Below are 12,679 nucleotides of genomic sequence, written 5' to 3' on the forward strand. Positions count from 1 at the left end.
CCACCAGCCATGCCGGAAAACCGTGATTTCGACGTGCTCGTCATCGGTTCTGGATTCGGAGGCAGCGTCACCGCGCTGCGGCTCGCGGAGAAGGGCTACAGCGTGGCCGTTCTCGAAGCGGGCAGACGGTTCGCCGACAATGAGCTGCCGAAGACGAACTGGAACGTCCGCAAGTTCCTCTGGGCCCCCAAACTCGGCGCGTTCGGCGTGCAACGCATCCACTTCCTGCCCGACTGCACGGTGCTCGCCGGGGCCGGGGTGGGCGGCGGCTCGTTGAACTACGCCAACACGCTGTACGTCCCGAAGGACGCGTTCTTCAACGACCCGCAGTGGGCGCACATCACCGACTGGAAGTCCGAGCTGGCCCCGCATTACGAGCAGGCGAAGAAGATGCTCGGCGTGACGCGCAACCCAAAGCCGACGAACTCGGACCGCCACATGCGGGCCGTGGCCGAGGACATGGGGGTCGGCGACACCTTCGTCCCCACCCCGGTGGGGGTCTTCTTCGACAAGCCGGGCGTCCGCGTGCCCGATCCCTTCTTCGGCGGCGCGGGACCGGAGCGCACCGGCTGCACCGAGTGCGGCTCGTGCATGACCGGCTGCCGTGTCGGCGCGAAGAACACCCTGGTGAAAAACTACCTCGCCCTCGCCGAGCAGGCCGGCGCGAAAGTCTTCCCGCTCACCGAGGTCCGCGAAGTGCGCCAAAGACAGGACGGGACGTGGGAGGCGCGCGCCCGGCATCCTAGCGCGTGGTTCGGCACAGCCACGAGTGTGTTCACCGCGCGCAACGTCGTGGTCGCGGCTGGCACCTGGGGCACCCAGCAGCTCCTGCACCGGATGAAGGCCGAGGGCGTGCTGCCGAAGCTGTCGGACCGTCTCGGCGAGCTCACCCGCAGCAACTCGGAGTCCATCCTGGGCGCGGCGCGGCGCGCGGTGGCCGAGGACGACAACCTCAGCCAGGGCGTGGCGATCACATCCTCCTTCCACCCGGAGGAGAACACGCACATCGAACCGGTCCGCTACGGGAAGGGCGCGAACGCCATGTTCGCGCTCGGCACCCTGCTCACCCACGGCGACGGGCCCGGCCCGCGCTGGCTGACGTTCCTGCGGCAAGCGGCCCGCAGCCCCGGCGCGCTGCTGCGCACGCTGAACCTGCGCCGGATGAGCGAACGGACGATTGTCGTGCTCGTCATGCAGACCCTCGACAACTCGCTCACGACGTTCGTCAAAAAGGGCCTCTTCGGCACGCGGCTGTCCTCCAAGCAAGGCCACGGCCTGCCCAACCCGACCTGGATTCCCGTCGGCAACGAGACCGCGCGGCGGGTCGCGGACAAGATCGGCGGCGACGCGTTCGGGTGCTGGCCGGACGTCTTCAACCTGACCATGACGGCGCACTTCATCGGCGGGGCCGCGATCTCGGACACCCCGCAGCAGGGCGTGATCGACCCCTATCACCGCGTCTGGGGCTATCCGACGCTGTTCGTGACGGACGGAGCCGCCGTCTCGGCGAACCTCGGCGTGAACCCGTCCTTGTCGATCACCGCCCAAGCCGAGCGCGCGGCCTCGCTGTGGCCGAACAAAGGCGAAGAAGACCCCCGCCCCGCCCAGGGCCAGCTCTACCGGCGCGTCGAGCCGGTGGCCCCGAAGAACCCGCAAGTGCCCGCCTGGGCCCCGGCGGCGTTGGGATGGCCGACCGTGCGCCAGGAGGCGTAAAACCGCACGTTCCGCGCCAAAGAACCGTCCGGCGCGCGGCCCGGTGGAACACCCGCCGCCCGCTGGCCGACAGCCCCGTGACTCTGGCCGCAATGGGCGGTGGAACACGGACGCGGCGAGGTGGTTCGAGTACCGTGGTTTTCATGACAGCCCAAGACCTCTCCGCCGAGCTGCGCAAGGCGCTGATCTCCCTGGCCCGCACACCGAGGCTCCTTGTGGCCTGCGATTACGACGGAACGCTCGCGCCGATCGTGCTGCGCCCGGAGGACGCCCGGCCGCTGCCCGAAGGGGCGCGCGCGCTGCGCTCCCTCGCGGAGCTGCCGGCCACGACCGGCGCGCTTATCTCCGGCCGCGCGTTGCGCGACCTCGCGACCCTGTCCCGCATGCCCGCCGAGGTGTACCTGGTGGGCAGCCACGGCTCCGAGTTCGACATTGGTTTCGTCAACGCCGTCGACGACCAGGCTCGGGCGCTTTTGGCCCAGGTCAACGCCGAGATGGAGCGGATCATCCGCGAGAAGCACCCCGAGGCGCGGATCGAGCGCAAGCCCGCAAGCGCCGCGTTCCACGTCCGCGGCATGGCGGACGACGACGCCGCGGACGCGTTGGACCTTGTCCGGCAGGGCCCGGCGACCTGGGAAGGGGTCACCGTGACCGAGGGGAAAGCGGTGATCGAGCTGTCGGTGGTGCACACGGACAAGGGCGAAGCCCTCGATATCCTGCGCCACCAGGTCGGCGCGACCGCCGCGGCGTTCTTCGGCGACGACGTGACCGACGAACGGGCCTTCGTCCGGCTGCACGGCCCCGACGTGGGCGTGAAGGTCGGCGACGCGGACACGGCGGCGAAATTCCGTGTGCGGGACCCCGAGGGGGTCGCCACCGCGCTCGCCTTCCTGTGCGAGGAGCGCAAGCTCTGGCTGCGCGGAGACCACGCCAGCCCCATCGAGCGGCTCAGCATGCTCGCGAATCCGCGCACCGTCGGACTCGTCACCCCGGACGCGACGGTGACGTGGCTGTGCCATCCGGAGCCAGATTCGGGCGCGGTGTTCGCGCACCTGTTGGGCGGCCCGGGCGCGGGGTATTTCAGCGTCGCGCCGACACGGCCCGCCTTGCCGCTCTCGCAACGGTACGTCGACGGCACCATGACCGTGCGGACCCGTTGGGCTTCGCTGCAGGTCACCGACTACCTCGAACACGGCTCCCCGCCAGGGCGCACCGACCTGACCAGGGTGATCGAAGGCTCAGCGAAGGCTGTGGTGCGCTTCGCGCCCCGCCCGGATTTCAGCGCCGCCCGGATCTGGTTGGAGATCGAGCAGGATGGCATCCGCGTCCACGGCACGAACGACCCGTTCGTGCTGCGCTCGCCCGGTGTGGCGTGGGCTTTGGACGAGAGCGGCCCGCAAGCGACCGCCTACGCGGAGGTGGACCCGTCGAACGGGCCTGTGGTGCTCGAACTGCGCTGCGGCTCGGAGGACCTGGGGCCGCACCCCGTGCCGGAGCCGGAGCGGCGGCGAGCTGCGGAAAGCTACTGGCGCGACTGGGCGGAAGGCCTTGCGCTGCCGCCGGTGAAGCGAGACCTGATGAAACGCTCCGCCCTCACCTTGCGGGGCTTGGTGCACGCGGACTCCGGGGCGATCCTCGCCGCCGCGACGACGTCGCTGCCCGAGGAGGTCGGCGGGGTCCGGAACTGGGATTACCGCTACTGCTGGCTGCGCGACGCCGCGATGACCGCGTCAGCGCTGGTCTCCCTGGGCTCCCTGGGCGAAGCTGAGGGGTACCTCGACTGGCTGCACAAGGTGTTGGAGAGCGTGGCGCACCCAGAGCGCCTGCACCCGTTGTACACGATCCACGGCGGCCCGATTCCCGCCGAGGCGGTGATCGACGTGCTGCCGGGGTACGCGGGATCACGGCCGGTGCGAGTGGGCAACGCGGCGGACCACCAGGTGCAGCTGGACGTGTTCGGCCCCGTGGTCGAGCTCGTCGCGGCGCTGGCGGCGGCGCGGGCACGCGCGCGCCCCGGCGGCCAGGCGCTCACGGACACGGATTGGGACCTGGTCGTCGCGATGGTCACGGCGGTCGAAAAGCGCTGGAAAGAACCCGACCAGGGGATCTGGGAGATTCGAGGCAACCCTCGGCACCATGTGTACTCGAAGGTGATGTGCTGGGTGACGGTGGACCGGGCGATCACGCTCGCCGAACAGCATGGCCGCGCGGCGGCAGAGCAATGGCTTCATCTGCGCGAACAGATCCGCGAGGAAGTGCTGCGCGAAGGCTGGAACGAGGCCGTGCAGTCCTACACGGCCGCCTACGACGGGAGCGATCTGGACGCGGCGACTTTGCACATCGGGCTCTCGGGCCTGCTGGACCCGCATGACGAACGGTTCAAGGCGACGGTGGTCGCGACCGAGACGGAGCTGCGCAGCGGCGCGACGGTGTACCGGTACCACCACGACGACGGCCTGCCTGGCGGCGAGGGCGGTTTCCACCTGTGCGCCGCATGGCTGGTCGAGGCGTATCTGCTTGTGGGGCGGCGCGAATCCGCCGAGGCCCTGTTCGACCAATTGGTGCGCTCGGCGGGGCCGACGGGGTTGCTCAGCGAAGAGTACGACCCGCTCGCGGAACGCGCCCTCGGCAACCACCCCCAGGCGTACTCCCACATCGGCTTGTTGCGCTGCGCGCAGCTGCTCAGCCGAGCTGGCTAGCCCAGGCGGTCGCGATGTCGCGGTTGACCGAGCAGGGCGCTTGGTCGCCTCGGACTTCGACAGTCGGCAGCCTGGTCTGCGACTCGTCCAACTCGGTCGCGTCCACTGCTCGGGGCACAAGCCGTTCTTTGGCCATGAGGTACACGGAGCAATGCGCCTTGTCGGACGGCGGACGGTAGGAGCCTGTGGCGGGGTCGAAGGCGCCGCTGTACACCAAGAGCAGTTTGTCGCCGCGTTGGGTGGTCTGCGACTCGGTGATGTTCCACGAGTCGCCTTGCTGGTTCGCGAAGGCGGCAGGGCGCAGTTGCACGTTCAGTTTGACCACGGCGGGCGCGGTCTTCGGGTCCGGACGGGCGGCGGCGGGCCGGTACAAGAAGGCGCACCAGTGCGTCCCGACATCGGTGTCCGAGAAGCCGGCCATGCCGTGCACACGGCGGGCGGGCAGGCACGGGTCCGCTTCGCCGACTCGTGCGAGCGGGTCCGACGGGAGCCATTTGGGGGCGCCTTTGGCGGCGAGGCGGGCGGCTGCGGCAACAGCGACCGCGCGCCCCCGCGCGCAGGCGCCCTCGCTGGAATCCTCCGGCGCGGTGATCTGCGCCTGGAAGTCCGCGAGCCGCTCAGGGGCCCCAGGAAGGTCGGAAATGCCGAGGTTGAAAACGTACAAGCAGGTGCCGGGCTCGGCTGGGGCGTGGCGGCGCACAGTGATCGGACCCACCGAGAATGTTTCGAGGAGCCGCATCGTCGGCGGGTTCTGCGAGATTTTCAACGCCACCACCGACGGTTCGTCCCCGAGGAATTCGAGCGAGCACACCGAAAGGTCGCTGTCGACGCCGTACTGCTGGAAGCCTGGGTCTGCGGCGACCAGCTTCACCGGGTCCACCAAACCGCACGGGTTCAGGCGCCGATGCGCGCGCAGCACGAGCAACTTGCGGCGCATTTTCAGGTCGAGGGGGAATCCGTAGTTCTCAGGCTTGCCGCCGAAGAAATAGTCGGCGGTCTTCTTTTCCGCCGCCGCCGAGGCGCGCGCAGCGGCGGCGGGGTCCGGGGGCTGGCGGCGGAGCGGGCTTCCCGCGGCGACTGCCAGCGAACACACGAGAACGACGACCACGCCCGCAGAGACGATCCGCCGGGTGCGTTTTCTGCGCCGCGACACAGACGCCGTCACAACGGTACGTTCCGAAACTCCAACAGCTTCGTGTCGAGCTCGTCCAGTTCACGGACGATGTTGCGTTGCGCGCTGACCCGGCGGGGCGCGGAGAGACGACGAGCCGTCGCCACCGCCTCGGCGAGCTCCTTGAGCCGCCTTTCGGCGTGCGCTTGGAACTGCGCGAGCGCCGTGTCGTCGGAAGCCCGCGCGACGAGCGCGGCCGTGTCGGAGCGGGTCAGTTCGATGCGCTCCGAGAGCGCCGCGAGCCGGTCGGCGCGCGAGGGCTGCGGGGACGCGAGCCGGTTCGCCTTGGCCGATTGGTAATTGTCGTACAGCGACCGGGCTCCCGTCGCCGCGCGATACGCGAGCGGCACAGCGACCGGCGCGAGCAAACGCGCCACAGACAAAGCCCGTTTGACCTTTTTCGTGGACAAGAGCCTGCCTTCTCGGGCTTTGGCGAGCTCGAGCTCGGCGAGCCGGACTGCCGCCTGGTCGTGGCGCTTGGAGGTCTTCGCGCGCAACTTCGCGAGCTTCTTGCTCGCCTCCGCGTCCTCGCCCACGGCCGAAAGCGCCGAAGCGAGGAGCCGCTCCACCCGCTCCGCGCGTGATTTGGCGCGGTTCGCGGCCCGTTTGCGTTTGTCGCCGAATACCGCCACTTGGGCCGACCTCCGTTGCTTTCTTCCAGCTTGCAAACTTTCGCTGACGTGCTCAGCATAGCGCGGGAGCGGATGGCGCCGCCCATGCGGGACCGATCTTCGGTCAATAAAGCCGCGAGCCTTTCGCGGTCTGCGCCATGAGGTCGGCCATGCCTTCTTCTTGGGCCGCCTTCAGGAAAGCGGGCAGGGGTTGGCTGATCTCTTCGGCGAGGACTTTCTGCAAAAGGTCGTGATGCTGCTGCTCTTTCGGGCCCTGACCGGTTTGGGCGGTGAGCTCCAGGCGGCCGTCTTCTGTGGTGTAGTCGTAAAACTCTCGGTCCTGGGGGCCGTTCGGGTCGATCTGCGCGGCGCCGTCCTTCCAGGACGAGTACAGCCCCGCTTTTGCGTCTGGCGTGCGCACGCCGACAATGTGGCCGGGCGCGTCGCCGCTGTGGTTGCCGCCGATCTCGTCGGTCGTGTGGGCGATCCACTCCCGGCCTGGGCCGCGTCGGTCGCGGCAGATCCCTGCGAGGTCCGCGCGCCGGGCGAGGTGCTGGTAGCGGGGTTCAGAGCGCCATTCGTCGCCGCCGGTGGCGACTGTGAGCAGGAACGCTGCGACATCCACGCTCGACGTGAGCTGGCCCCTGGTGCCGCCGGGGTCCGGGGTGAGCGCCTTGCGCGGGTCGCGGACGTACAACGGGATTCGGATGTTCTCCTCGTACAGCCCGGAGCCTTTGGCGCGCATGCCGTGCGAGCCCGCGTACTCGCCGTGGTCGGCGGTGAACAATACGACCGTGTTCGCGTCGACGTCCGGGCGGGACGCGAGCGTGTCGAGGATTTTGCCGATCTGGGCGTCCACTTGTTGTTGCAGCCAGAGATACAGGTCGCGGTACTGCGCCCAGCGCGCCGCCACGTCGTCGCCCGAGTACGGCAACTCGCCGCTGTGCCGCTGCATCGCCTCGATCTGGTTCAGCTGGGCGCGGGGCTTGTTGCGCGCGCGCAACTGCTCGGGGGTCTCGAAATTCCCCGGCAGGCCGCTGAAGCGCCGGGGAGCCTGCGCCGGGGGCTGCCATTTCGGCCAGAACATGATGTCGTGCGGGTTGACGAGCGAGACCGTGGTGCACCAGGGCCCTTTGCCGGCGTTGTCGTGGAACCAGACCGCGAATTGGTCGGCGATCGCCCCGTCGTGGGCAAGGCCGTCCCCCGGGGCTCCGTCGGGCGACGGGAAGGTGCCGCCCGCGAAGCCGTAGGCGGCCAGCGCCGCCGGGTCGGTGTCGGGCGCGTGCCCGAGGTGCCATTTGCCGTACCACCATGACTCGTAGCCATGCTCGCGGAGCATGGAACCCCAGGTCGGGAACTTTGGCGACAGCGTGGACATGCCGACGAGCTGGCAACCCGTCTGATGAGAGTAGAGCCCGGTCACCAGCGCGCCCCGCGCCGCGGTGCACACGTTCGCGGCGGTGTAATGCCGCTCGAACGCGACCGCGCTCTTGCGGATTCTTGTCAGGGACGGCAGGAGCGTGTCGAGCTGGTCCTGCGTGGGAAACCACATCGGGAAACGCATCTCGTCCACAAGGACCACCAAGATGTTCGGCCTCGCAGCAACGCTCGTCGGCCTGGGGGAAGGAGCGCACGCCGCCACGCCCAAGGACGCGGCGCCGCCGACCAGGAATGTCCGTCTGTCTACTGCCACATAGGGCAACCTACACAAGAAACCTGAGCCATTGCGGGGGCGTGCCGCACGCGCGGAATTTCCCCGCCCGGAAAGCTTCTCAGCGCGGCGCCATGCGGATGGCGCCGTCCATGCGGCTCCGAGCACACTAGGCTTGACGCATAGCTCTTGACTGTTCGAATTTTCGGCACCGCTGGATATACAGTATCTTCACATATTCAAATTCAGGGCAGCTATAGATTGAAGGCGAGGAGACTCAATGGTATTGCAAGCCGAACCTGAACGGATTCGTGCGGTCGCGGGCCAGGAATCTTCCTGGGCCGATGAGCTGTGGAACGAGGTGGAGAAACTGTCCAAGAAGATGTCCGAGTTGACAGACTCGGGCTGGCTGGGGACAGCGTCACGCTCCCACGCGAGCGCCTGGGAGGAATGGACCGAAGCCGCGAAGCGGGTGGCGTCGGCGTTGAGCGAGGACTCCGCGCTGCTGCACGAAGCCGCGAATAGCTACACGAGCGAGGACCAAGACCAGGCCGACCAGCTCAGCTCGTTCAATTTCTAGGAGGAGGACATGACAAGCTACAAGGCGGATCTGCAACAGATCCTCGAGCTGGTCGAAGAGGCGGAGGCGACGGGAAAGCGGGTCGACGAGCACCTCGCGGCGGTGGATCGCGAGGTCGCCTCGCTCGACGTCCACTGGCACGGGAACGCGAAGGCCCAGCACGAGGCCAAGCACCAAGCCTGGATGAAAGCCGCGCGCGAGATGCGCGAGGCGCTGACGGAGCTGAAGACGAACGTGAACCACGCGCACCAGGTTTACTCGGACAACATCGCCCACAACGTCGGAATGTGGCCGTAATGGCGCCGATCACCGTCGACTGGACCGTGCTCTCCCGCGCCGCCGGGACATACAGCACCGCGCATGACTCCGCCGGCAAAGCGATCAGCGCCCTCGTCAGCACTTTGAACGAGAACTGGGGATGCGCGGGGAAGTGCGACATCGCCAAAAAGTTCACGAAGGATTACGACCCCGCCGCGTCGGAAGCCGTCAAAGCGGGCGCGAACATCGCCAACGCCTACGGGAAGATGCACGACCTGCTCGCGCACACCGCTGTGAACCATCAGAACGCGGAGAGCGCAGCCAAGACGCCGCCCGGCGCGAACGTCTCCGCGCCAGCGAACGTCGGCCATTACACGCCGCCAGCGTTCCGGGGCGCCTACGGGCAGGGGATCGACGCCCCGACCGGATGGTCTGTCGTCGCGCCCTTGTTGACCGGGCACGACTGGCCCGACGGCGATCCCGCCAAGCTCCGCGCTCTCGGAACGGCGTGGCGGGCCGCAGCGAGCAGCCTGCGCGCCACCAGCACAGCCACCTGCACGGCGGGCACCGAGATCACCGAACAAGAATCACCCGAGATCGACCAAGCAGCAGCGCAGGTCGAGCTGGTCTCCAACACCGTCGAAGACACCGCCTCGCTGTACGAGAAGCTCGCGAGCGGCTGCGACCGCTTCGCGCAGGATGTCGAGGACACTCAGAACAAAATCCGCAGCGCCCTCAAGACCGTCGCCATCTGCGCAGGCGTCGGCTTAGTCGTCGGCGGCATCCTCGGCGGCCTCGCAGGAACAGTCGTCGAGCCGGGAGGAGGAACCATCGCCGGAGGAGTCGGAGGCGGCGCGGAAGGAGCCTCTATAGGAGGCGGGGCGCTCGCCGCCTCAGCAGCGGCCGAGATCCTCCCGTTCCTCATCACGCTCGACACAGCCGTCATCGCGGACAGCGCAATCATCGGCAGTGTTGTCGGCGGCGCCATCGGCGGCGTCGGCCACGCGCTCGACGACCTCCTCAACTCCACCGCGACTGTCTACATGGCCACAGCCGCCGGGAGCAACCCGCGCAGCGGCCTGCATGAGCCGATACCAGCACCGAAAACACTCGAAGGCTTCCCCGATGCGAAGCCCGATAAGAAAAAAACACCCGTTCGGGGGGGCGGTTCGCTTCGCCCGCGATGGAAGGACAAGAAAGGGAAAATCTACGAATGGGACTCAAAGAAAGGCACAGTCGAGAAATACAGCAAGGACGGAAAAACTCACGAGGGCGAGTTCGATCCCAAAACTGGAGAGCAAGTGGGCAAGCCTGTTCCCGGCAGGACTGTGGAGAAATAGATGTGGTACCTCGAGGCATTTGACAAAACAACTGAGTCCCTAGCCTACGAATTCGCGCTGCCCTCCATCACTGACGAGACGGTGCGGCGGATCCTCGGACTCCCCGAAGACGATCCAGACATCTACTACGGCTACGACATTCCGAACAAGACCGCCCTTGAAGAACTCGCCTCTTATATCGACGGAGAGTTCGAGTTCGACGACTCCGTCGATTATCAGATCACATTCTACACCGAGTGAGTCAGACCCTCGACTCCTCAATCAGGAAGGTAGAGCCGTCAATGTGGCGGATAGAAGCCTACAGCAAGGCTGATGAGTTCCTCGCGTACGAACTCATGATGCCGACCATCGACGACGAGACGGTGCGGCGTGTCCTCGGAATCACAGAGGAGGGCGACGAGTTCCGCTACTACGTCTACAGAATTCCGAGCAACACCGCCACCGAAGTCTTCGCCTCCTACATAGAAGGAGAGTTCGAGTTCGACGACTCCGTCAAATACAAAATAGCGTTCGAAGACGACTAAACCACCCGTGCCCGTCCCGCCCGCGCGAAGCCTCTCGAAACTAGGAGCAGCCATGACCGACCCCGACAACTGGAACCGTCAGCAGCTGGAGCACTTAGCCGATCTGCGCCGCAAAGCCGACAAACTGCAAGCCGAGATCGCTGCCATCGATGTGCGCGCGTCCTCCGCGAAAGGCGAGGTTGGAGTCAACGTGGACGCACAAGGCCGGGTGACGGACATTCGCCTGTCGCCGCAAGCTCTCTCACTCGGCGAAGCGAGCCTCGCGTCGCTCCTGCTCCAAACGATTCGTGAGGCACGCGACACCGCCTCACGACGCGCCCAAGAGATCGCGAAGCCCTTCACCTCTGACCCCGGCATCGCCGCAGCTCTCAACGCAGTCCGAGAATTCACTCACAACGCATAAGCGCCGGGGCGAAGAAACGTCGCGCCCCAACCGGCTCCGGGGCAGACTAAACAAGCGACCCGCCCGGAGCACAGGTTTCGAGATGCCTCAGCGCGGCGCCATGCGGATGGCCCCGTCCATGCGGATCGTCTCGCCGTTGATGTAGTCGTGGGCGACGATGAACGCGGCGAGATCGGCGTACTCGCTAGGCCGGCCGAGACGCTGCGGGAAGACAACCGCGTCGGCCAGGGTCTTGCGGAACTCCTCGGTCACTCCGGCGAGCATGGGGGTCTCGATGGTGCCCGGCGCGATGGTGGCCACACGGATGCCGCTGCGCGCGAGGTCGCGGGCGGCGCTGATGGTCAGCGCGTGCACCCCGCCCTTCGAGGCGGCGTAGGCGGCCTGGCCGATCTGCCCTTCGAACGCGGCGACGGAGGCGGTGTTAATGACCACGCCGCGCTGGCCTTCCGCGTCCACCGGGTCGTTCTTCGCGATGGACTGGGCGGCGAGGCGCAGCACGTTGAAGGTGCCGACCAGGTTGATATCGATGATTTTGCGGAACAGGTCGAGCGAGTGCGGGCCCTCTTTGCCCAGAATGCGCTGCGCCCAGCCGACGCCCGCGCAGTTCACCACAGCGCGCAGCGGCGGGGCCGAGCTTTCAATCGTGGAGATCACCGCGTGGACGCCCGCCTCGTCGGTCACGTCGGCCTCCATGAGGCTGACGCCGTCGACCGGCTCGGCCTTGTCGATGGAAGCCTGGAGGTCAACGCCGAAGACTTTCGCCCCTGCCTGCGCGAATTTGCGGGCAGTTGCCGCCCCGAGGCCAGAGGCCCCGCCCGTCACCAGCACTGAAGCTCCAGCGATGTCCATGTGTCTGCTCCTTCTCGGCTCACATTCGAGTTACCGCTGCGAGCCTAGCAGTTGCCGGTTCTTGCGGTTGCGGTTCCTGGACCGCGCGATCAGGGCCGCCCCGCCGAGCAGCGCCGCCGCCGCAGCAGCCATGCCCGCCGCGGGGGCGAAGCGCCAGAAACCTTCCACCAGGAACCAGCCGCCGAGGGCGAGGAACATCGTGTTCGCCCAGGCTGTGAGCTTGCTCTGGGGGACGCGTTTGGCCAGGCCCAAGCCCAGGAGGATCGCGAGGGCGTCGGCGAGCACCATGCCCGCCGTGGAGCCGGACCACACGCCGAAGAACGAATGCCCGGCCCCCAGCGCGACGGTGGCGAACATGGTCTTGTCGCCGAGTTCGGCGAGGAGGAACGCGGAAACGACTGTGGCGACCGAGGACAGCCAACCGGCCGGGACAGCGACCGGGCCCGCGTTCTCGTGGTCCGCCGCCCGCTCCCGCAACCCCCAGAGCCCGCAGCCGACCAGGGCGGCGCCAGCGAACAGCGTCGTGAGCCGAGGGTCGACGACGTCGCCGAGGTAGCTGCCCGCGCCGACCGAGACGAGATGCACCAAGCCGGAGGCAATTGTGATGCCGAGGATGACGAGCCACGGGCCCGCTTTTCCCCGAGAGCTCATCCGGGTCGCGAAGAGCAATGCGAGCAACTGCGACTTGTCCCCCAACTCGGCGAGGAAGACCACGCCGAAGGAGAGAAGAAAAGCCTCAAGAATTTCTCGCATGCCAAAACTATAAAGAAAGGGGCGGAGAATTTCAAAGAAAAATCACGAATACGGGACGCTGATTCACGAGAATTCGGCGCGCCGAAACTCTTGTTCCACAACTCCGGAAAATGTTTTCTCCCAACAC

At 67.2% G+C, this 12,679-nt stretch carries 13 protein-coding genes; 8 read left to right on the forward strand and 5 right to left on the reverse strand.

The window, feature by feature from the left end; translation table 11 throughout:
- Positions 1-9 precede the first annotated feature (9 nt).
- Together SROT_RS14760 and otsB are read left to right on the forward strand one after the other, a co-directional pair.
- A complete protein-coding gene (locus tag SROT_RS14760) occupies positions 10-1,713 on the forward strand; it encodes an FAD-dependent oxidoreductase (RefSeq protein ID WP_013139818.1) in 1,704 nt (567 codons plus the stop codon).
- Positions 1,714-1,856: 143 nt separating this feature from the next.
- On the forward strand, positions 1,857-4,412 hold the full coding sequence (gene otsB / locus SROT_RS14765) for a trehalose-phosphatase (RefSeq protein ID WP_041408129.1): 2,556 nt from the start codon (positions 1,857-1,859) through the stop codon (positions 4,410-4,412).
- On the opposite strand, the gene SROT_RS14770 is transcribed toward otsB, so the two are convergent.
- The 3 genes from SROT_RS14770 to SROT_RS14780 all read right to left on the reverse strand — a co-directional run bounded on the left by SROT_RS14770 (position 4,396) and on the right by SROT_RS14780 (position 7,896).
- The gene (locus SROT_RS14770; protein ID WP_013139820.1) at positions 4,396-5,577 is read right to left on the reverse strand and encodes a hypothetical protein; all 1,182 of its coding nucleotides are present in this window, start codon (positions 5,575-5,577) and stop codon (positions 4,396-4,398) included. The two genes, otsB and SROT_RS14770, sit on opposite strands and share 17 nt — an antisense overlap.
- Positions 5,574-6,215 carry a DUF6474 family protein gene (locus tag SROT_RS14775; protein ID WP_013139821.1) on the reverse strand — a complete coding sequence of 214 codons (642 nt, stop codon included), beginning with the start codon at positions 6,213-6,215 and terminating at the stop codon, positions 5,574-5,576. The genes SROT_RS14770 and SROT_RS14775 overlap by 4 nt, the downstream gene beginning before the upstream one ends.
- Before the next feature lie 103 nt (positions 6,216-6,318).
- Positions 6,319-7,896 carry a sulfatase-like hydrolase/transferase gene (locus tag SROT_RS14780; RefSeq protein WP_425358188.1) on the reverse strand — a complete coding sequence of 526 codons (1,578 nt, stop codon included), beginning with the start codon at positions 7,894-7,896 and terminating at the stop codon, positions 6,319-6,321.
- 229 nt (positions 7,897-8,125) lie between these two features.
- On the opposite strand from SROT_RS14780, the gene SROT_RS14785 reads away from it, so the two are divergent.
- Genes SROT_RS14785 through SROT_RS14810 form a run of 6 tightly spaced genes read left to right on the forward strand, consistent with a single transcriptional unit; the run spans position 8,126 to position 10,950 of the window.
- Positions 8,126-8,425, forward strand: coding sequence for a WXG100 family type VII secretion target (locus SROT_RS14785; RefSeq protein WP_013139824.1), 300 nt, complete (start codon positions 8,126-8,128; stop codon positions 8,423-8,425).
- 9 nt (positions 8,426-8,434) lie between these two features.
- Positions 8,435-8,722 carry a WXG100 family type VII secretion target gene (locus tag SROT_RS14790; protein WP_013139825.1) on the forward strand — a complete coding sequence of 96 codons (288 nt, stop codon included), beginning with the start codon at positions 8,435-8,437 and terminating at the stop codon, positions 8,720-8,722.
- Positions 8,722-10,023, forward strand: a complete 1,302-nt coding sequence (locus tag SROT_RS16895; protein ID WP_013139826.1) for a colicin E3/pyocin S6 family cytotoxin — start codon at positions 8,722-8,724, stop codon at positions 10,021-10,023. The genes SROT_RS14790 and SROT_RS16895 overlap by 1 nt, the downstream gene beginning before the upstream one ends.
- The gene (locus SROT_RS14800; protein WP_013139827.1) at positions 10,024-10,263 is read left to right on the forward strand and encodes a DUF7683 domain-containing protein; all 240 of its coding nucleotides are present in this window, start codon (positions 10,024-10,026) and stop codon (positions 10,261-10,263) included. It abuts the gene before it with no gap.
- A 41-nt stretch (positions 10,264-10,304) separates the two neighbouring features.
- On the forward strand, positions 10,305-10,547 hold the full coding sequence (locus SROT_RS14805; RefSeq protein WP_013139828.1) for a DUF7683 domain-containing protein: 243 nt from the start codon (positions 10,305-10,307) through the stop codon (positions 10,545-10,547).
- A 52-nt stretch (positions 10,548-10,599) separates the two neighbouring features.
- Entirely contained in the window at positions 10,600-10,950 is a 351-nt protein-coding gene (locus SROT_RS14810; RefSeq protein ID WP_013139829.1) for a YbaB/EbfC family nucleoid-associated protein, read from the forward strand.
- A gap of 87 nt (positions 10,951-11,037) precedes the next feature.
- Here the strand turns inward: SROT_RS14810 and SROT_RS14815 are convergent, their stop codons facing one another.
- A complete protein-coding gene (locus tag SROT_RS14815) occupies positions 11,038-11,799 on the reverse strand; it encodes an SDR family NAD(P)-dependent oxidoreductase (RefSeq protein ID WP_013139830.1) in 762 nt (253 codons plus the stop codon).
- 30 nt (positions 11,800-11,829) lie between these two features.
- Positions 11,830-12,552, reverse strand: coding sequence for a TMEM165/GDT1 family protein (locus tag SROT_RS14820; protein WP_013139831.1), 723 nt, complete (start codon positions 12,550-12,552; stop codon positions 11,830-11,832).
- Positions 12,553-12,679 lie beyond the last annotated feature (127 nt).

The sequence above is a fragment of the Segniliparus rotundus DSM 44985 genome (assembly GCF_000092825.1).
Lineage (GTDB): Bacteria > Actinomycetota > Actinomycetes > Mycobacteriales > Mycobacteriaceae > Segniliparus > Segniliparus rotundus.

Bases quoted from the DNA above. Each gene is read 5' to 3' on its own strand.
- SROT_RS14760 (WP_013139818.1), top strand. From the start codon at position 10: ATGCCGGAAAACCGTGATTTCGACGTGCTCGTCATCGGTTCTGGATTC.
- otsB (WP_041408129.1), top strand. From the start codon at position 1,857: ATGACAGCCCAAGACCTCTCCGCCGAGCTGCGCAAGGCGCTGATCTCC.
- SROT_RS14785 (WP_013139824.1), top strand. From the start codon at position 8,126: ATGGTATTGCAAGCCGAACCTGAACGGATTCGTGCGGTCGCGGGCCAG.
- SROT_RS14790 (WP_013139825.1), top strand. From the start codon at position 8,435: ATGACAAGCTACAAGGCGGATCTGCAACAGATCCTCGAGCTGGTCGAA.
- SROT_RS16895 (WP_013139826.1), top strand. From the start codon at position 8,722: ATGGCGCCGATCACCGTCGACTGGACCGTGCTCTCCCGCGCCGCCGGG.
- SROT_RS14800 (WP_013139827.1), top strand. From the start codon at position 10,024: ATGTGGTACCTCGAGGCATTTGACAAAACAACTGAGTCCCTAGCCTAC.
- SROT_RS14805 (WP_013139828.1), top strand. From the start codon at position 10,305: ATGTGGCGGATAGAAGCCTACAGCAAGGCTGATGAGTTCCTCGCGTAC.
- SROT_RS14810 (WP_013139829.1), top strand. From the start codon at position 10,600: ATGACCGACCCCGACAACTGGAACCGTCAGCAGCTGGAGCACTTAGCC.
- SROT_RS14815 (WP_013139830.1), bottom strand. From the start codon at position 11,799: ATGGACATCGCTGGAGCTTCAGTGCTGGTGACGGGCGGGGCCTCTGGC.
- SROT_RS14820 (WP_013139831.1), bottom strand. From the start codon at position 12,552: ATGCGAGAAATTCTTGAGGCTTTTCTTCTCTCCTTCGGCGTGGTCTTC.